Genomic DNA, 18,881 nt, shown 5'->3' with positions numbered 1-18,881 from the left:
CATTGTCACCGCGCAAGGCGTGGATTATTTGCTCACCTGGTGAAGCGGGTATCAGCACAAAACGTTTATCCCTGACAGAGTAAAACATCATGCCCAAACGCCTTAAAGTCGCGCCGACCAAAAGCGCCCTGATTCACCTGAAAAAGCAATTGCGGTTTCTGGAGCAGGGCCATGCTTTGCTGGAGCGCAAAAAAGAATTATTAACCCGTCTGGTTTATGAACAGTTAAAGACTTATAAAACCCTGCGCAATAAAGCCCATGATGGTCTTCAGCAGGCTTATTACTGGCTGGGCATCACTCAGGTGCGCACTGAGGAGCAAAGTCTGCAAACCCTGGGTTATGGCATGAAAGCGGCGCTGGAAGTGAACATTTTGCCACGCAGCAGTCTTGGCGTGCAATATCCCGGCGTGAGCACGAAGGTCTTGCCACTGGAGCCGATTGGTTTGATGGGCACCGACAGCAGTCTGGATGAAACCCGTTTGCATTTTGCGCAAATGGTGGCGATGCTGGCTGAACTGGGGGAAGCGGAGACGGCATTGTGGCGTTTGCTGGAAGAACAACGTAAAACCCAAAAACGGGTGAATGCCTTAAAATATAATGTAATGCCGCAGTATCGTGAAACCATTCACTTTATTCAGGCCGGACTGGAAGAGGAAGAGCGTAACACCTTGTTTCAGACCAAGCGGTTGGCAGAGTCTCAAGATTTATTTGATATCCTAAGCACGAATGGTCGTTAAAATATGAAAAAATGGTTATCCGCAATATTGGTGCTGCTGTTAGGCGGGGTGGGTTCTGCCTTTATGATCAAAAGCAAAGTTGTCAGCGCCCCCCTTAAAACTGAAGAAAAGGTTTGGAATGTTGATATACAATTAGCCAAGCCGGAATTGCACACCCCGCAAGTCAATTTATACGCACGTTTGGAATCACCACGCAGCGCAGCATTAACCGCTGCGGTGAATGCCGATGTGGTGAAAGTCCTGGTGCGGGAGGGACAGCGCGTTGCACAGGGACAATTGCTGATACAACTGGATGACCAGGATATGCAATTGAACCTCCAGCAAAAACAGGCAGATATTCAGGAAATTAAAGCTCTGATCCAGATTGAAAAAAATCGTTATGCCAGTGATAAAGCGGCCCTGCCCAAAGAGCGCAGCCTGTTAAAACTGGCTGAAAAATCTGCACAGCGCACACGCAAATTACGCAAGCAGCTTGCAGGCTCAGAATCTGCGGTGGATGAGGCTTTAAAGGCTGTTGAGCTACAGGCTTTAACCGTCAGTAATCGTAAATTAAAATTAAAAAACCATGCCGCAAATCTGCAACAATTAGAAGCGCAACATCAGCGGGCTTTAGCCGCATTAACGCAACGCCAGCGTGATGTAGGGCGCACCCGGATTCACGCGCCGTTTGCAGCAATCATCAGCACACTTGACGTATCTATCGGTGATCGCGTCGCAGCGGGGAAATTGCTGTTAAATCTGTATGATCCCAGCGCGCTGGAAGCGCGAGCGCAGATACCCAGACGTCATGAAGCGGCAATATCAGTTGTATTGGCACAGATGCAAACCTTATCCGCCACAACGCAATTACAGGGTAAAGCTATCACTTTTAAGCTGGAGCGACTGGCGGGTTCCGTGCGTCAATCAGGCAGTGGGCTGGATGCTTTTTTTGTATTAGCGCCAGAAACTGCAACGCTGAATACACTGCGTCTGGGGCAGTTTATTAACCTCACGCTGAGTCTGCCCCCCATACCTGATACGCTGTCCGTACCTTATGAAGCGATTTATGCCGGTAATCAATTGTATAAGCTAAAAGATGGGCGTATGCATAATATTCAGGTGCAATTACGTGGGGAATCGTTGCAAACAAATGCATCATCGGCAAATGTAGAAGCCAAAATCATGGCACTGGTTTCCAGTCCTGATATTTCAGCACAGGATAAAATTATTATCACGCAGTTGCCTAACGCAATTCCGGGATTAAAAGTAAAACAAACCGAAGTACAAAAATCCAAACCGGATAATCCGGTACAATAAACCTTTCACTTAAACGCGATGTATTTTTATGTGTGGTATCTGCGGTGAACTAAGACTGGATAATGCCTTGCCGGATATGGGCAGGCTGACGCGCATGATGGATAAGTTGGCCCCACGCGGGCCTGACCATGCGGGCAGTTACAGCGATGGCGCACTGGCGCTGGGGCATCGTCGCTTATCGATTATCGACTTATCCCCGCGTGCGCACCAGCCTATGGTTGACAGCACTTTGGGCCTGGTGCTGGTTTTTAATGGCACGATTTATAATTACCGGGCATTGCGCAATGAATTGCAGGGACTGGGCTATCAGTTTTTTTCTGATGGCGATAGTGAAGTGATTCTGAAAGCTTATCATGCCTGGGGCGAACAATGCGTGACCCATTTTCAGGGCATGTTTGCATTTGCCATTTGGGATAACCGGGCGCAGAAACTGTTTTTAGCCCGTGATCGCATCGGTATTAAACCATTATATTTCAGCCATAATAGTCGCTGGTTCCGGTTTGCCTCCAATCCTCAATCGCTGTTAGCCAGTGGTGATATAGATACCAGTATCGATGCGGTTGCCTTGCATCACCAGCTCACCCTGCACGCAGTCATTCCTGCGCCAAGAACCATTTTAAGCGGTATTCGTAAAATTGAACCAGCCACCACCATGACCATTGATCGTCATGGGCGGCAGCATAGCCGAACTTATTGGGAACTGAATGCCCAGCGTCCAGAACAAAGCTTCAATGAAGGGCAATGGCTGGAACAGGCGCATACGGTGTTGCGCGAAGCGGTGGAAAAACGCAAACTGGCGGCTGATGTGCCGGTGGGGGTTTTATTATCGGGGGGGCTGGATTCCAGTTTGCTGGTTGCACTGCTGGCAGAATTGGGTGATGTTGAGCATTTACGTACTTTTTCGATTGGCTTTGAAGACCAGCCGGAAGAAAAAGGCAGTGAATTTGAATATTCCGATCAGGTTATTGAACGTTATCCAACCCAACACCAACGTTTAATTATTCCCAATAGCGAAGTGCTGGAGCGTTTGCCAGAAGCGGTGACGGCAATGTCTGAGCCAATGGTGGCGCAAGATGCCATTGCTTTTTATCTGTTGGGTGAGCGGGTTTCCCAGGAAGTCAAAGTGGTGCAAAGTGGTCAGGGTGCAGATGAAGTGTTTGCCGGTTATTTCTGGTATCCGCAAATGCAGTCCGCTTATGCGCATAAGCCCCCGGAAAATGCGGCAATGGCCCCGGAACATTATCTGGAGCATTTCAGAAATTATTATTTTGATCGGGATCACCCGGAATTTCTGGATACAGTACAAAGTCCGTATCATGGTGAGGATTATACCGGGCAACTGATTAAAGAGAAATTATCCCATCCCGGTGCCGATGAATTTCTGGATCGGGTATTACGTCTGGATGTCACCACATTAGTGGTTGATGATCCGGTCAAGCGGGTTGATAATATGACCATGGCCTGGGGTCTGGAAGCCAGAGTACCTTTTTTGGATCATCATCTGGTAGAATTAGCCGCGCAAATGCCGCCGGAAATGAAACTGCGGGAAAATGGCAAATATCCACTCAAAGCACTGGCTCGCCAATGTCTGCCTAATAGTGTAATTGACCGGCCCAAAGGCTATTTTCCTGTACCAGCACTGAAATATGTGCGTGGCCCATTTCTTGATTTTATGCAAGAAGTGTTATATTCAGACAGTTGTCGGCAACGAGGATTATTCCAATCAGCTTATGTAGAAAAATTACTGGCAGCACCGGAATCGTATTTAACCCGGATTCAGGGCAGTAAACTCTGGCATCTGGCTTTGTTGGAATTTTGGTTACAAACACATATATAATGAAACATGGCGGGTTTTTTGCTTTTATGTGTTGACAGACAGACTCAAAGTCAACACACTAGCTTACTTACAACAATTTTTCGTAAGTTAGGGTATCAAAAGTGTTACAATTTGAGGTTTACGGGTTAATTGAACCAATATTAATAAATGGCTGTATTTTAGGAGAGTACTCGGATGCCAAAAGTGCTGCTTGTAGAAGATAATGAAATGAATCGTGACATGTTGTCACGTCGCCTGAAACGCAAAGGCTTTGACATCCTGATTGCAGTTGATGGTGGGCAAGGTGTGGAAATGGCGCATGCGGAAAGCCCTGATCTGATTTTGATGGACATGAGTTTACCCGTTAAGGATGGTTGGACGGCAACGCGTGAACTGAAAGCGGATGATGCGACCAAACATATCCCTGTGATTGCACTGACGGCACATGCGATGTCTGGTGATCGTGAGCAGGCACTGGAAGCGGGTTGTGATGATTACGATACCAAACCGATTGAATTGCCACGCCTGCTCAGCAAAATTGAAACATTACTATCTTAAGTATTAAGTATCTTATCTAAGACATTGTAAAATCGATGATTTTACAATGTCTTGATTATTATAGGTGGATTAAGCACATTTTATATTGGTAGGCTTGGACACAAAATTTAGCCTCAGCATTTTTCAGATGCCATATAGCTGAAAACAGCATACATCTCACCATAGGAGTGAGGATGAAATAAATGCAGAAACTGGGCGCAGGATTTTTATTCATTTTCAAGGCGTGAAAACAGGCGCATAGCAAGCTATGTAACTGTTTTCACAACGCAGAAAATGGAGGAAAAGACCAGCCAAGTTGCTGAAGTTATAAAATTCTCACTCCTATAGCCAAATTGCTGCTTTTGTTTCTCATCAAAACACTTCAATAGCCACAAAATATCCCCTAAATTGTCTCAATATCAAAATATGAGGATTGTGACATGCCCTTATTCCTATGGAATGAAAAATACAGTGTTGGCAATGCGCGCATGGACAGGCATCATAAAAAAATGCTCAATCTGCTTGATAAACTCTATGAAGCAGCGCGACAAGGACAGGGGCAAAATGTCATTGAAGATGTAATTAAAAAGCTGGGTGATTATACGCAATACCATTTTCAAGAGGAAGAAGCTTTAATGGCGCGGATAAATTACCCGGATCTTCCCGCACACAAGGCAGCACACCAAGCCTTTATTGCTGATTTTGAAAAACTCCGTCAGGACATTCATAGGGGCAATGTTGATCATGCTGAAATTAAACTATCCAATATGATTGCGACCTGGTGGAAAAAACATGTTTTGAAAATGGATAAACAATATAAAATCTTTATCAAAAATCAAAACAAACAAAATCAATAAAGCTTGCGCCAAATTCAGATTTATCAGGTTTTTGAGCTAAGCCAAAATGGTTTCAGATGCAAATCTACTTCTTCCAACTGCTGTTCCAGCCAGTCAATATGTACCAGAATATTCTGTCTGACATAAGCTGAAACCGCATAATAACCACTCAGCATTAAACGGTTTTTTTCTGCCATCAGCATTTCAATTAATTGTAAACGACGGCTTAACAAGGCATTAAAGGCTTTATTTTCCGGTGCCTTGTGCATGTCTTTTTCCGGTAAAATACTCAGGCCAAAGTGTGCCAGAAAATTACTGCTGGCAGTGCCTGTTTTCAAGGTAAAATGGGTTTGTTCGGCAAAATGCTGTAATGGCCTGTCAGGCACCATAACCAATGGCAAGCTGCTTTGTTGTAACATCGCAACAAAGTCTTCAGCAAGTTTTGTTTGTTGAGCAATTATCAAAGTTGGGTATAAATTTTTTAAATAAGCACAAACTTCCGTTGTATCGGACTTCTCCAGATCAAATTGGTGATATTCTTTACCGGGCAAAACCTGTATGTCAATTATTGACCTGTCGACACAAAGACCAATAATTTTCTCTAATTCATGCATTATCGTTTCCGGGTTCTGTTGAAATAAGATACCAAACCTGAGTGCTTTTTGCTCCACACTGATTTTTGGCTAGTCCGAGAAAATATAAGGTTCAAACCAAGAACCAGCAAGTTGCAATTTGCATAACATCAGTTAGTTATGATTTTGCAAAAAACAGACCGAAACCATCCAGGTTAAATAACTTACCCCAAAAGGATTCAGGTAAAACAGTCCAGGATTAACGAAGGTATTGTTATTCTAACGCCCATAAAATATGCTCACGCAACATGTCATCAGACTCAATCAAACGTTGACTTAAGGCTTCACGTATCAAAGCATGATCGCTATGCTTTAGCTCATCAGCGCGCAAAGCATTACCCAGCGCAACACTGATATTACGCAACCAGCGCTGATAACCAATACGGCGAATTGCAGAACCTTCCGTGCGCCGTAAAAAACTGGCTTCATCCCAGGCGAATAACTCAAGCAAGCTGATATTGTCCAATCCCTGACGTGGTAAAAAATCCTTTTCAGCAGTCAGGTGTGCAAAACGATTCCAGGGGCAGACCAATTGACAGTCATCACAACCATAAATCCGATTACCGATTAACGCTCTGAGCTGCCTTGGAATCGCCCCATGCAGTTCAATGGTGAGATAAGAAATACACAAGCGCGCATCCACCTGATAAGGCGCAACAATCGCCTGTGTCGGGCAAACCTCCAGACAACGCTGGCAACGTCCACAATGATTTTGTGCAGGCGCATCAACAGGCAGTGGCAGATTGGTGTATAACTCCCCCAGAAAAAACCAGGAGCCTTGCTGCGCGTTGATTAAATTGCTGTGTTTACCTATCCAGCCCAGCCCGGCCTGTTCAGCCAGGGGCTTTTCCAATACTGGCGCGCTGTCGGTAAAAGCGCGATAATTAAATTTTTCAGCAAATTCACCTGATTGCTGCTGTATTTTTTTCGCCAGTTGCACCAGGCGTTTGCGCAACAGCTTGTGATAATCGCGGCCCAGCGCATAACGGGATACATAAGCCTGCAAGGGCTGTTGTAACTGCGTATCCATCTTGGCCATAGCCTCAGGCAGATAAGGGATGGCAACGCTGATTACCCGCAAGGTACCCGGTTCAAGCTCTGCTGGGCGGCTGCGCTTGTGCCCGTGTTTTGCCATATAATCCATGTTGCCATGAAAATCTTTTTGCAGCCAGCGTGATAAATGTTGTTCGGCCTGTTCCAGATTGGTATGGGTAATGCCTACACTCTGAAAGCCCAGTTGTTCGGCCCATTGTTGGATTTGTGGCTTCAGTTCCAGGCATTTTTCCAGTAAAGCAGGATGGGTTTCAGGAGATTTTGCTGTGGTATACATATCAGAAAACTAAAAAATCAGGCATAATAAAAGAATTAACCGGTGTTACGCAAAAGCTTCTTGCTTGCAGGTTTTGAAGGTTTAAAATGTAAAAAAACCATTTTTGCTTCATACTGGATTTCATTTGCGTTTTGCCTCCCCTAATTTTGTACACAAAATAGCGCCTGCGTAAAATCAGAGATTAAGCTAAAAAGGAATCGATTCAGGATCATAATGTCACCTTATCACCGTATTATTCAAGGATTGAAAAGAATTTTTCAAAAATCAGATCTGCACAGCACTATCACTTCACAAAGTGCGCTGGATCTGCCTCAAGTCACTGTTGCCGCCAAACACCATAAACCCGCGGTTATTCCACGCAACCAGCATACCATTTCCCGTAAAAAAATCAGCCCAAATGCAGTGAAAGTGCTGTATCGTTTACACAATGATGATTATCAATCATTTCTGGTTGGCGGCGGTGTGCGCGATTTATTATTAGGTAAATCCCCCAAAGACTTCGATATTGCTACGAATGCCCACCCGGAAGAAGTTGATAAATTATTTCGTAATTGCCGTTTAATCGGACGCCGTTTTCGTCTGGCACATGTGCATTTTGGCCGGGAAATTATCGAAGTTGCCACTTTTCGCGCCCAGCACGGTGACACTGCCGCTGCCCAGCCCCAGCCTACAGGAAAAATTTCCGGCGCGGGCGTGGTACGCGATGGCATGATTATTCGCGATAATGTCTATGGCACGCTGGAAGATGATGCCTGGCGGCGAGATTTTACAATTAATGCCCTGTATTATAATATCGCCAACTTTACGGTGGTAGATTATACCGGTGGTATGCAGGATCTGAAAGCCAAACGTATTCGTTTGATTGGCGATCCTCTGCAACGTTACCAGGAAGATCCGGTCAGAATGCTGCGTGCTTTGCGTTTTGCGGCAAAACTTGACTTCACCCTGGACAAGGACACGGAAAGCCCAATTTATGACATGGGGCATTTATTAAGCAATATCCCGCCCTCGCGTTTGTATGAGGAATGCCTGAAACTGTTTTTGGGCGGTCAAGGTAAAAAAAGCTTTGATTTATTAATCAAATACCAATTGCTCCCGCATTTATTCGCCAATGTTGAAAAACACCTGCAAAAATCGGAAGGTCTGGCGCTGATTCATGCTGCGCTAGACAGTACTGATCAAAGAATTACGCAAAATAAACCGGTAACACCCGCGTTTATTTTTTCCGCTTTATTGTGGGAACCCCTGCAAACCCAAATGCAGATTTTAGAAACGGAAGGCATGAACAAACAAGATGCCTTGTTTGAAGCCAGTCACCAGATCGGTGGTCGCCATCATCAACAAGTCAACATTCCCAAGCGCATTGCTTTGAATATGCGGGAAATCTGGCATATGCAATTGCGTCTGGAACGCAACCGCCAAGGCAAACGTGCGATTAAACTGCTGGGGCATCCGCGTTTTCGGGCAGCTTATGACTTTTTAGTCTTACGTGCCAAGGTTAATCCAGAATTGCAGGATTTGGCTGACTTCTGGACACAGTTTCAGGAAGAAAACCCACAGGAAGTGGCGAGATTTACCGAACCTAAAAAACGTCGACCTTATCAAAAACGCCGCAGGCCACAAAAGAAAACAGATGAATCATCTAAATAAGCTGAGTTTGGGCTAAGCTTCTTTCAATTTGCTGGTTGATAAAATTTGAAGAAATCAGACTGAAAACCGCTTATCCCTCACGCTAAATCATTGATAATGCGTGCTGGATTTAAGTGTTATTTATTTAAAATAACCTGCAAAAAAGAAGCTTTTGCAAACCCCCGTTAGTTTGGAAAAAATGCTTTATCACAGATTTGTTGTTCACTAAACGGGTTGCTTGCAGGAAAAGTCTTACGCTCCAGCCCCGTCTCATCAACTGCGTCAGCAACGGCTGCTTCATACTCATCCTGAATAAAGCTGGCAACTTCTTTTTTCAGGCTGGGACTATCACGTAGAATTTTTGCAATGGCAATACGCCCATTACGAATGGATTGTCGCCAGCTATTGCCTCTAAAATTTGGTTGATACGTCCACTTTAACAAATGCAAAATGACATTACGCAAATAACTTTCCAGAGCGCGCCGTTCCCGTTTGCTCATATCTTCCAGCTCTTCTGCAATGTGAATTGGATCGATATCAGTAAGCAGACCATGACGCAATAAGTAGCTGTTACGTTCTAACCAGGAACATAAATCGTGCTCGTATAATTGATTAAGTGAATCCATGTCTGATACCCCAATAAAAAAGCAGATTAAAAAATCTGCTTTTTTATTATCAACAAACTAAACAACTGGCATAATGCCAAAGCTCAAGTGTGTTTATTTAGCTTTTTTTGCACCTTTTACCGTGCCACCTGTGAGTTTTTCACAAGTACCTTCAGGTACATAAACCCACTCTTCTGCCTCACTATCTGTTTTTGCCATACCCGCACAAGCATGGGCGCTGGTACCACAATCATTCTTACCTGCTTTAGCAACGCCCATACATTTTTCAAAACCGGGCTTACCGGCCAGCGCGCTGGTACTGACAGCGCTCAAACCCAAAGCCATAATGCCAGCGAATACTAAATTTGCAGTGCGATTAAATGTCATCATAAACAGACTCCTTAAAGGGATATTATTAAATAATCATCTGATACAACTTATCAGCCGTATCATAAGAGACATGCTATCTGGAAAAAAATTTTCATGCAACATGAATAAAAATTATCTTTAACAAATTTTGCCAAAATCTATCGGTTGCAAAAATGCCTGCAAGGCTTTCCCGCAACCAGTTGCTCTGGAAAATTTGCTGTTTTTTAATATCCATACCGCACCAACACCGCCAACGCGCTCAAAGCTGATATCCATAAAACTGCCCGGCGCATGCGTCCGGCATCAACCCAACGCGCCAGAGGACTCGCTAATAATAAACCCAATATGACCCCAGGCAGTAGCAACACCCCCGTCGCCAGGGTGAAACCATCCAGTTGTCCAATTGCTGCAAAAATCAGCAGCAACACCAGATTGCTGGTGAAAAAATAAACCGATAAGGAACCACGGATTACCACGCCAGAGGCATGTTGGTAGGTCAGCGCCACGGGCGGCCCGTTCATCGCCATCGTCACCCCCATAAAGCTGGAGGCTATACCCATTGGCAACAACCAGCGAGGAACGGGGCTGAGACACAAATGTGAAATACTCAATCCAACTGCAAGCAAGGTTAGCCCCGCAAACAGCAGCGCCATGTCACGAATTGGCAGCAACATCAGCGCAAACGCACCCAAGGCATAGCCCGGCAAATTGCCCAGATAAATCCAGCTCAATCCTTGCCAGTCCGCACCGTGGCGGTCACGCCAAAAGACCAGCCCCGTCATCAGCAGCGCCACAATTGAAATCGGCACCGGGACCAATTTTGGATCAATCAACATTAATATTGGTGCAGCGATCAGCGCAAAACCAAACCCTACCGCGCCTTGTATCATCGCGCCCGCAGCAATGGCAACAAGCGCCAAAGAAAGCTCTAAAGGCCCATAAAGCTGCCAAACCTGTATTAGTGTATCCAAATATACTGTCCTTTAAAGATGAGAAAAATTGATGTTCGCGTATAATAGCGCCTTTATTTTTTTAAAACTCAGGAGCTTATTGAATGAAATTAATTTTGTTGGGCGCACCCGGCGCTGGTAAAGGTACTGTTGCTAAAATGTTAACCGCGATGGACGGTTCCGTGCAGATTTCCACTGGTGACATTTTGCGTGGCGCAGTGAAAGATGGCACCGAACTGGGTAAAAAAGCGGAAGCTTTTATGAAAGCCGGGGATCTGGTACCTGATGATTTAATCATGGGTATTATGGAAGAGCGCCTGCAACAGGATGACTGCAAAAGTGGTTTCCTGCTGGACGGTTTCCCACGTACCATCCCACAGGCAAATGAATTAAAAGAACTGCTGACACGTATTAACGTTGAGCTGGATTTTGCTGTTGAACTGGATGTACCGCGTGATGTCATTTTAGATCGTTTAACCACCCGCCGTACTTGTGTAGGCTGTGGCGCAATCTATAATGTTAAAAGTATGCCACCTAAAGTGGAAGGCGTGTGTGATAAATGTGGTGCTGACGTGGTACAACGTGATGACGAAACCGAAGCAGCGATTTCCAACCGTCTCGACGTATACAATGAAAAAACTGCACCACTGGTGGATTTCTACAGCAAAGAAGACATGTTGCTGAGCATTACTGCAACTTCCAGTGACGTTGTGGTTGCTGCGATTAAAGAAAAACTCGAAGCATAATTTAAGAAACCTTTCAGGTTTTCTAAATCCAGAAGATCTAAAAAAGTTAAGATATAAGCCGGTGCAGGTTTGCAACCTGCACCGGAACGTTTCCCGATAATGCCACAATGCTTAGCGATATCCCGGTGGTGGCTGAGCAAAACCATTATCCCTTTCCCGGAAATGGCGGCGGGAATGTGGCCTGCAATGGATAATACCTTTACGGCATAAACTCCTGCGCCACTCATATTGAATAAAGTGCCGACTGCTGGCATGTTTTTGCGCGCGAAACTTGACCTTGCGAGATGGCGAATATTCCTCTTCACCAAACCCCGTCCCTGCACCAGCTTCAGGGCTTGGTGTATGTTGACGCCACTTCTGGCTGCGATATTTATGTCCATCGCGTCTGCGCTGACGTTCTGGATAAACCGCTACCGCAATAATCCCAATATCTGCCGTATCATTCCAGGTGTCTGCATAAGAATCTGCGGCATCGGTGAAATAAAACCGGTTAACCCGGTTTCTGCCCGTGCGCCATCCACTGTAGCTGGCCTCTTCCCCCGCATTCAGCACATACATACGCTCGCGCCGTGATAAGTTAGAATGCCGACCGGAAATAATATTACGCCCATCCACAGCAACCACCAGACCAATGCGCCGCTGACTGCGATTATAGATGCGTATATTGTAAGCAGCATCCCGTTCTGCTTCCAAATAAGCACGATGTCTGTTACCGTGCCGGGATGATGCCGGATACATGGCAAAAGCCCTGCCATTGTCATCCACGATAGTAATATCAATATCATCAAACGCCCAAACCATACCAGCGTTTAGCACTATAAAGAAAAATAACAAGTTTAATAAAGCTTTACTGTATTTCATCAGATGCCTCCATAAATTGTGGCAATAAGGAGCAAGAATTTTATAACTTCAGCAACTTGGCTGGTCTTTTTCTCCATTTTCTGCGTTCCGCCTGTTTGGACTTAGGCAGTTACATAGCTTGCTATGCGCCTGTTTTCACGCCTTGAAAATGAATAAAAATCCTGCGCCCAGTTTCTGTATTTATTTTATCCTCACTCCTAAGTAAAAATATTGTGATGATTATGCCATTAAGGGTTTCATAATGCGTAGATATATATCAATAGTTTTTAAGGGTTTAACACTGCTGGTGTTGACCGCCACCACGCTCAGTTTATTGGAGCATCAACTGTGGTTTTGCGCCCTGTTTTCTCATTTTCGCCCATTTTATGCGCTGTGGCTGGGCTTGGCGCTGTTATTACTCATCTGGCAACCGCGCAAGCCTCATGTTTATGTGGCTTTATTGGCCCTGTTATCAGGGCTGGCGCTGAACTTGTATTATGTGCTGCCCCAATCCCTGTTTCCTGGCATCGCTTCAGCCGCCCATACTTCGTTGACACCAATGCTGCGTATCACCCATATCAACCTGGATCGCCATGTACAGGATTATGGCCCTGTGCTGGCTTATTTGCGAGCGCGAGAGGATGATATTTTATTGCTTCAGGAAGTTACACCGCGTTTACTGGCACAACTCCCCAGCGCCTTACCCGCTTATGACATCATCATTCATAAAGCACTGGAAAGCAGTCATGGCTCGGCGATTTTACGCCATCGCCAGCGCCCCATCACCGTGCTGGCAAAGCAGGAATGGTATTTACCTGCATCCAGTCTCCGTCCCTTATTAAGTGTACAATTGTCTTATGCGGGGCAGAACATACAAGTGCTCAGCCTGCATACCACGCGTCCGCGTCTGGCGTTTAATTTTGAGGATAAGGCCTGGTTCACGGGTTTTTATCAGAATGAAGAACTGGCAGCCGTTGCAGCCTGGAGCCGGGAACAACAGGCTCAGGGTCTATCTACGCTAATTTTAGGTGATTTCAACACCACGCCCTGGGCAGGTAATTTTCAGTATTTTTTACAGCAGGGACAATTGCAGGATGCAGCACGCCCCTGGGGCTGGCACGCCACCTGGCCGTCACCTTTACCCGTATTACCTATAGACCTGTGCAGCCACAGCGCGGATTTGAGAGTAAATAGTTATCAGATCGGCCCACATAACAGCGGTGACCACCGGGCTTTACATATTCAACTACAACTTAACTCATAGTTGAACTTTTGCTACAGAACACTGCTTCTATCATTGTACAATAGCAAATCGGTACATTAAGAAAAGAGGCTCATGATGTCTGTTCAAAAAACCTTAACCCATCTGCCTTTCTACACGGATTTAAGTCAGGCAGGACGTGAATCATTGCTGCAAGGGGCAAAATACAACGCTTGCGCGGCAACTGAGATCATTTTACATAAAGGGCAACGGGTATCAGGTGCCTATATGGTGTTAAATGGGCGCTTACGGGTGTATTCCATTTCCGCAAATGGCAATGAAGCCACCCTGACCTGGATTGAACCGGGTGAAATCTGCGTGTTTTCATTGAATTGCCTGTTTAATAATTTACTCTATCCTGCCTGGGTGGCAACCGAACAAGATACCGAAGTCGCAATGATTCCCGTTGCACTTTACCGTGAATTATTCAAGCACGAGTCTTCAGTGCAGGATTTAACCGTACATAGCCTGTCCATACTCGTTTTCAGATTAATGGAAGAACTTGACCAGGTGCATGGGCTGCGACATAAAGAACGCTTAGCCAATTTTTTATTGGTGCGGGCTTCTTCATCAGGCACATTAAACATTACCCAACAGCAATTGGCGCAGCATTTAGGCACCAGTCGCGAAGTCATCGCCCGTTTGTTGCAAAATTTTGTTGCAAAGTCTTATGTACGCACGGGGCGCGGTTCGATTACCTTATTGGATACGAAAGGTTTAAGTCGTGTGGTAACAGATAAGTAAACTTGGATTCTTTTTTAAAAGGTGGGCATTTTTTTAAGCTAATGTGACTAAAGTTACATTCAATCATGTGCTTCTTCGATAAGCTAAACATTCATTTATTCTTAAAGAGGAAATAATCATGAATTCACTGCTTAGTTTTATGGCTTCTCCTGCGGGACGTATCATTCGTATATTGGCTGGCGGCGGGCTGATCGCCTGGGGTCTGTTGGGCGTTGGCGGCAATAATGGCATGATGCTCGCTGCTATCGGCGCATTACCAATGCTGACCGGAATTTTTAATATCTGCTTATTTGCCCCTCTGCTGGGTGCACCACTGAGCGGCAGTAAAGCTTCCGAGCACTCATAATCTCAGCAATAGATTTTCATCCTCACTCTTTATCTGCTGGAAACGCCAACATTCTATCAGCTTCCCGGGGATGCTGATATTCTGACAGCACAGCGGCAATGCCGCTGTAACTGCGGTTTGCCGTCTGGAAGACGGCATTCCCGGCAAACGAACCTTCAAAATCGTGTGGAAGTTTTTTTAATAAAGCAAACCCAACTACTTAGCTTCGTCTGGAAACGGCTCCATACCGATCATGTGATAACCACTGTCCACATATAACACTTCGCCGGTAATACCGGAAGACAGGTCGGAAGACAGGAAAGCTGCTGTATTACCCACCTCATCAATGGTCACATTACGCCGCAAGGGCGCGGCTTTTTCCACATGATTTAACATCTTGCGAAAATCTCCAATTCCCGCTGCTGCCAAGGTGCGAATCGGCCCGGCAGAAATTGCATTCACCCGATGTCCTTCCGGCCCCATGCTATAAGCCATATAGCGTACATTGGCTTCCAGGCTCGCCTTTGCCAAACCCATGACATTATAATTCGGCATCGCCCGCTCAGCCCCCAGATAACTCATGGTAATCAAAGAACCCTGACGGCCTTTCATCATTTCCCGTCCGGCGCGCGCCAAAGCGGTAAAGCTGTAAGAACTGATTTCATGGGCAATATTAAATGCTTCCCGGCTGGTTACGTCAACAAAATCACCGCTTAAGGATTCTTTTGGTGTAAACGCCACGGAATGCACAATAATATCCAGCCCGTCCCAGGATTTTCCAAGCTCGGTGAAAACCGCTTCAATGTCTTCATCTTTACTGACATCGCAAGGCAGCACAATATCAGAATCACAGACTTTAACCAGTTTCTCAACGCGCGCTTGCAGCTTTTCACCCTGACAGGTAAATGCCAGCTCCGCGCCTTCGCGATGCATCGCCTGCGCCACGCCCCAGGCAATAGAACGACTACTGGCAACGCCAACAATTAAAGCTTTTTTTCCCGCTAAAAATCCCATACTGATTTTCCTTTAATCTGTTTAATTAAAATTACGCCATCATAACATGCTTCAAGACGGTATAAAAAATTGCCGGTTTTACTGATCATACGTAAAATCAGGCGCGTATCCGTTTTAATGTGAAACAAAGACTCAAAATCACAATGACCCAATACCCGCTTTTACAAAGAGATATGCTAGACTTATGCATATGCCTGAACATGATCCCAGTTATAAAAGATTATTTTCTCACCCCCGCATGGTGGAAGACTTATTGCGAGGCTTTATCCATGAAAACTGGGTGGATGAACTGGATTTTACGACGCTGGAAACTGTCAAGGACAGTTTTATCAGCGATGATTTACGGGCGCGGCATGACGATATTATCTGGAAAGCACGTTGGGGCAAAGCTGACTTATATGTTTTTCTGCTCCTGGAATTTCAGTCCACGCCAGATAATTTCATGCCGGTGCGTTTGTTGGTTTATGTCGGCTTGTTATATCAGCATCTCATTGATTCCAGGCAGTATAAAGCAGGGGACAAGCTGCCACCGGTATTGCCTGTCGTCATTTATAACGGCGACAAACGCTGGAACACGCCAGCGGATATTCGTGATTTGATTGCCCAGGTGCCTGAAGATTTGGAAAAATATCTGCCGCATATGCACGCGCTAATATTGGACGAAGGTGATTTCCCGGAAGTTCAATTACGCACCATGCACAATCTGGTCGCAGCGCTGTTTCGTCTGGAGAACAGCCGCAATGGTAAAGATAAACAAGCGGTGATTGAAAACCTGCGCTGTGTTTTAGCATTATTGATTGACTGGCTGAAAGAACCGGAACAGGCCGGGCTGAAGCGCGATTTTACCGTCTGGTTGCGGCGGGTGTTAATTCCCGCCCGGATTCCAAACACGCCATTACCTGAAGTAATTGAGTTACAGGAGATGAATGATATGTTATATGACACGGTGCAAGGCTGGTATCGGGAAGCAGAGGCGCGTGGTGAAGCGCGTGGTGAAGCGCGTGGTGAAGCGCGTGGTGAGGCGCGTGGCGAGGTGCGGGGTGAAGTACGCGGTGAAGCAAACTTGCTCATCAAATTATTGGAACTTAAATTTGGCTCACTGAATGAACAGGTGCAGAAACATATTTACAGTTTGGATAGTGAAGCTTTGGAAAAATGTGGCCATCGTTTACTGACTGCGCATTCCTTACAAGAGGCACTGGGCGATTATTCCCTGCATTAAGGAACAAGAATTTTATAACTTCAGAAACTTGGCTGGTCTTTTTTTCCATTTTCTGTGTTGTGAAAACAGTTATATAGCTTGCTATGCACCTGCTTTATGTCTAAAAGTGCGATTGTATCGTTATAGCCTGGCGTACACGAAATGAATACAACATTTTACCCACTCAGTCAAAGTGCAAACCATGTACCCTGTGGCAGTAGATGACTACCCAGTTGCTGCCAGGTGTTAGCATTGCTCAAAGCATCTGTTACGGGAGAAAAATCTGGGGTCATGAAAAATAGCAGCAGTACAAACCCAAGCATCATGCCTGAGTTGTTGAGATGACGCGAGTCAATCAGCTTTAATGCGGTGCCAAAAGAACGCTTCAAACGCCGGTTTTCAAAATCTACGCTGTAGATTTCATCCAAAGCCAGGTGGATGATATAACCCAGTAACAGGAAAAAACCAACCAACCAGGCAGTGAGGCGCGGTGCGTCAAATTGGTGATAGGCGATAGCCGTGCCGAGAAAACAAAAAAACAAGGCCGCAGCCAGGGAGTGAAAAATACCCCGGTGCGAAGTCAAATCACTGAACATGCGCCAGGCTAGATAACGTACCGCCAGATAGGTTGCGCCCCACACCAGCCATAGTTCCAACACGGAATAATGAGCAGCTTTAAAAAACATTGCCAGAAAAGCCAGCAACAGCCCCAGCGCGGTAAACATCAGGCGCGTGGGCGTTGAATGATCCAGATCAATATCCGGTAATAAACCACCAATGGTACCCAGCAGAGAGAGTATCGCCACTTCCTGCACTGAAGCCAGTCCCGCGCCCAGGCATAAGGTTGCCACCATGCCACTGCCAATGGCAGCAACCCCTAAATGCATTTTAAAATTTGCCATAGCTCAAGATCATTTATTAATAGTTAACATGAAATGAAGACCGTTTTCAGTACTATCAGCACTGATTGAGCCTGCGCCAAACTCAGATTATTTTCCGGGAAAATTGTACCAGGGTACTGGCAATTTGTTCCAACGGTAGGATTTTCATTGCCGCGCCTAAGTCTTTAGCCGCTTTGGGCATACCGTAAACCACGCTGCTGGCTTGATCCTGGGCGATGGTATACCAGCCTTTTTTTTGCAGGGTGGACAAACCTGCCGCGCCATCACGCCCCATCCCCGTCAATAATACGGCAATGCCGCTATCCGGCCCATATTGCGCGATGCTGTTAAAAAAAATATCAACCGAGGGGCGGTAATGCAAGGCGAGCGGCTCACTGGTATAAGCAAAACGCGCCTTCTCATTAACAATCAGATGTTTGTTATTGCCTGCCGCGAGGTAGACCCGTCCCCGCCGGGGTGCTGTATTGGCGACTGCGCTTTCCACCGGCATTAAACATTGTTTTTTCAACCAGTCGATGAGGTTTGTGGAAAAACTTTGTTCCAGGTGTTGAATAATAATAACGGCGGCATGAAAATTTTCCGGTAATTTTTTCAAAATTTCTGCCAGGGCTTGCGGCCCCCCCGTGGAAGAGCCGATCAGCACCAGAGGCACTTTTTCAACAGGCACACTGCGCTGCCGTACTGATGTAGCATGAGCATTTCTGGTGGGTGCCGGGCTTTGTCCTTTTTCAGTACCTTGTAGATGCGATAAAATACGTAATTTTTTTTGCAGGAGTTGGTATTCGCAGGAATAGTCGTTATGACAGGAAACTACATCCTTTGCACCCAGGCGCATGGCTTCAAACACTTTACTGGCAGCGCGTTCGGCATCCGGCGTCATTAATAAAATCTGACACGGGGTGTGGGCCATGATGTGCCGGGTCATTTCTACGCCATTCATCTCTGGCATATCCAGTTCCATCAAAATGAGATCGGGGGGATCTTGTTGGCAGTGCGCAAGCCCGGATTCAGCGCTTTTGGCAACCCAGGCAATTTCATAAGTCTGCAAGCGTTGAATCAAACGGCATAAGATGTCAGTGCGCTGATGCTTGATAATTCCTATACGCATCAT

20 protein-coding genes are annotated in these 18,881 nt (G+C 45.8%); 11 read left to right on the top strand and 9 right to left on the bottom strand.

What is annotated here, in order from left to right; genetic code table 11:
* Nucleotides 1-89: 89 nt before the first annotated feature.
* The 5 genes from QUF61_RS09850 (at nucleotide 90) to QUF61_RS09830 (ending at nucleotide 5,243) form a co-directional block, all read left to right on the top strand.
* Complete coding sequence (locus QUF61_RS09850) at nucleotides 90-737, top strand: V-type ATP synthase subunit D (protein WP_103922634.1); 648 nt, start codon at nucleotides 90-92, stop codon at nucleotides 735-737.
* Nucleotides 738-740: 3 nt separating this feature from the next.
* Complete coding sequence (locus tag QUF61_RS09845) at nucleotides 741-2,033, top strand: efflux RND transporter periplasmic adaptor subunit (protein ID WP_289681494.1); 1,293 nt, start codon at nucleotides 741-743, stop codon at nucleotides 2,031-2,033.
* Between the two features lie 28 nt (nucleotides 2,034-2,061).
* Nucleotides 2,062-3,870, top strand: coding sequence for an N-acetylglutaminylglutamine amidotransferase (locus tag QUF61_RS09840; RefSeq protein WP_103922632.1), 1,809 nt, complete (start codon nucleotides 2,062-2,064; stop codon nucleotides 3,868-3,870).
* 174 nt (nucleotides 3,871-4,044) lie between these two features.
* Nucleotides 4,045-4,407 carry a response regulator gene (locus tag QUF61_RS09835; protein WP_103922631.1) on the top strand — a complete coding sequence of 121 codons (363 nt, stop codon included), beginning with the start codon at nucleotides 4,045-4,047 and terminating at the stop codon, nucleotides 4,405-4,407.
* 419 nt (nucleotides 4,408-4,826) lie between these two features.
* Nucleotides 4,827-5,243 carry a bacteriohemerythrin gene (locus QUF61_RS09830; protein ID WP_103922630.1) on the top strand — a complete coding sequence of 139 codons (417 nt, stop codon included), beginning with the start codon at nucleotides 4,827-4,829 and terminating at the stop codon, nucleotides 5,241-5,243.
* 23 nt (nucleotides 5,244-5,266) lie between these two features.
* On the opposite strand, the gene QUF61_RS09825 is transcribed toward QUF61_RS09830, so the two are convergent.
* Both QUF61_RS09825 and queG read right to left on the bottom strand, forming a co-directional pair.
* Complete coding sequence (locus QUF61_RS09825) at nucleotides 5,267-5,836, bottom strand: hypothetical protein (protein WP_289681493.1); 570 nt, start codon at nucleotides 5,834-5,836, stop codon at nucleotides 5,267-5,269.
* Nucleotides 5,837-6,068: 232 nt separating this feature from the next.
* Nucleotides 6,069-7,184 (bottom strand): tRNA epoxyqueuosine(34) reductase QueG, encoded by a 1,116-nt coding sequence (gene queG / locus QUF61_RS09820; protein WP_289681492.1) that lies wholly within the window; start codon nucleotides 7,182-7,184, stop codon nucleotides 6,069-6,071.
* Nucleotides 7,185-7,397: 213 nt separating this feature from the next.
* On the opposite strand from queG, the gene pcnB reads away from it, so the two are divergent.
* The gene (pcnB, locus tag QUF61_RS09815; protein ID WP_103922627.1) at nucleotides 7,398-8,834 is read left to right on the top strand and encodes a polynucleotide adenylyltransferase PcnB; all 1,437 of its coding nucleotides are present in this window, start codon (nucleotides 7,398-7,400) and stop codon (nucleotides 8,832-8,834) included.
* 164 nt (nucleotides 8,835-8,998) lie between these two features.
* On the opposite strand, the gene QUF61_RS09810 is transcribed toward pcnB, so the two are convergent.
* The 3 genes from QUF61_RS09810 to QUF61_RS09800 all read right to left on the bottom strand — a co-directional run bounded on the left by QUF61_RS09810 (nucleotide 8,999) and on the right by QUF61_RS09800 (nucleotide 10,758).
* Complete coding sequence (locus tag QUF61_RS09810; RefSeq protein ID WP_289681491.1) at nucleotides 8,999-9,439, bottom strand: DUF29 domain-containing protein; 441 nt, start codon at nucleotides 9,437-9,439, stop codon at nucleotides 8,999-9,001.
* Nucleotides 9,440-9,532: 93 nt separating this feature from the next.
* Nucleotides 9,533-9,808 (bottom strand): BufA1 family periplasmic bufferin-type metallophore, encoded by a 276-nt coding sequence (locus QUF61_RS09805; protein WP_103922625.1) that lies wholly within the window; start codon nucleotides 9,806-9,808, stop codon nucleotides 9,533-9,535.
* 203 nt (nucleotides 9,809-10,011) lie between these two features.
* Nucleotides 10,012-10,758: a sulfite exporter TauE/SafE family protein gene (locus QUF61_RS09800; RefSeq protein WP_289681490.1), complete on the bottom strand. Its 747-nt coding sequence runs from the start codon at nucleotides 10,756-10,758 to the stop codon at nucleotides 10,012-10,014.
* Between the two features lie 83 nt (nucleotides 10,759-10,841).
* Between QUF61_RS09800 and QUF61_RS09795 the strand changes: the two genes are divergently transcribed.
* Nucleotides 10,842-11,483: an adenylate kinase gene (locus tag QUF61_RS09795; RefSeq protein ID WP_289681489.1), complete on the top strand. Its 642-nt coding sequence runs from the start codon at nucleotides 10,842-10,844 to the stop codon at nucleotides 11,481-11,483.
* A 111-nt stretch (nucleotides 11,484-11,594) separates the two neighbouring features.
* Here QUF61_RS09795 and QUF61_RS09790 read toward each other — a convergent pair whose 3' ends face one another.
* A complete protein-coding gene (locus QUF61_RS09790) occupies nucleotides 11,595-12,344 on the bottom strand; it encodes a hypothetical protein (RefSeq protein ID WP_103922622.1) in 750 nt (249 codons plus the stop codon).
* 241 nt (nucleotides 12,345-12,585) lie between these two features.
* Here QUF61_RS09790 and QUF61_RS09785 point away from each other — a divergent pair, with 241 nt between their 5' ends.
* The 3 genes from QUF61_RS09785 (at nucleotide 12,586) to QUF61_RS09775 (ending at nucleotide 14,674) form a co-directional block, all read left to right on the top strand.
* The gene (locus QUF61_RS09785; RefSeq protein ID WP_289681488.1) at nucleotides 12,586-13,587 is read left to right on the top strand and encodes an endonuclease/exonuclease/phosphatase family protein; all 1,002 of its coding nucleotides are present in this window, start codon (nucleotides 12,586-12,588) and stop codon (nucleotides 13,585-13,587) included.
* Nucleotides 13,588-13,659: 72 nt separating this feature from the next.
* Nucleotides 13,660-14,328 (top strand): Crp/Fnr family transcriptional regulator, encoded by a 669-nt coding sequence (locus QUF61_RS09780; RefSeq protein WP_289681487.1) that lies wholly within the window; start codon nucleotides 13,660-13,662, stop codon nucleotides 14,326-14,328.
* A 118-nt stretch (nucleotides 14,329-14,446) separates the two neighbouring features.
* Nucleotides 14,447-14,674 (top strand): YgaP family membrane protein, encoded by a 228-nt coding sequence (locus QUF61_RS09775; RefSeq protein WP_177428717.1) that lies wholly within the window; start codon nucleotides 14,447-14,449, stop codon nucleotides 14,672-14,674.
* 195 nt (nucleotides 14,675-14,869) lie between these two features.
* On the opposite strand, the gene QUF61_RS09770 is transcribed toward QUF61_RS09775, so the two are convergent.
* The gene (locus tag QUF61_RS09770; RefSeq protein WP_289681486.1) at nucleotides 14,870-15,667 is read right to left on the bottom strand and encodes an enoyl-ACP reductase FabI; all 798 of its coding nucleotides are present in this window, start codon (nucleotides 15,665-15,667) and stop codon (nucleotides 14,870-14,872) included.
* Between the two features lie 184 nt (nucleotides 15,668-15,851).
* Between QUF61_RS09770 and QUF61_RS09765 the strand changes: the two genes are divergently transcribed.
* Entirely contained in the window at nucleotides 15,852-16,889 is a 1,038-nt protein-coding gene (locus tag QUF61_RS09765; RefSeq protein ID WP_289681485.1) for an Rpn family recombination-promoting nuclease/putative transposase, read from the top strand.
* Nucleotides 16,890-17,056: 167 nt separating this feature from the next.
* Here the strand turns inward: QUF61_RS09765 and QUF61_RS09760 are convergent, their stop codons facing one another.
* Together QUF61_RS09760 and cheB are read right to left on the bottom strand one after the other, a co-directional pair.
* Nucleotides 17,057-17,770, bottom strand: a complete 714-nt coding sequence (locus QUF61_RS09760) for a metal-dependent hydrolase (RefSeq protein ID WP_103922619.1) — start codon at nucleotides 17,768-17,770, stop codon at nucleotides 17,057-17,059.
* 82 nt (nucleotides 17,771-17,852) lie between these two features.
* Nucleotides 17,853-18,881, bottom strand: coding sequence for a chemotaxis-specific protein-glutamate methyltransferase CheB (cheB, locus tag QUF61_RS09755; RefSeq protein WP_103922618.1), 1,029 nt, complete (start codon nucleotides 18,879-18,881; stop codon nucleotides 17,853-17,855).

Source organism: Candidatus Venteria ishoeyi (genome assembly GCF_030378065.1).
Taxonomy (GTDB): Bacteria; Pseudomonadota; Gammaproteobacteria; order Beggiatoales; family Beggiatoaceae; genus Venteria; species Venteria ishoeyi.
Note: the sequence above shows the minus strand (reverse complement) of the source record. Positions and strands in the feature narration are given on the sequence as shown.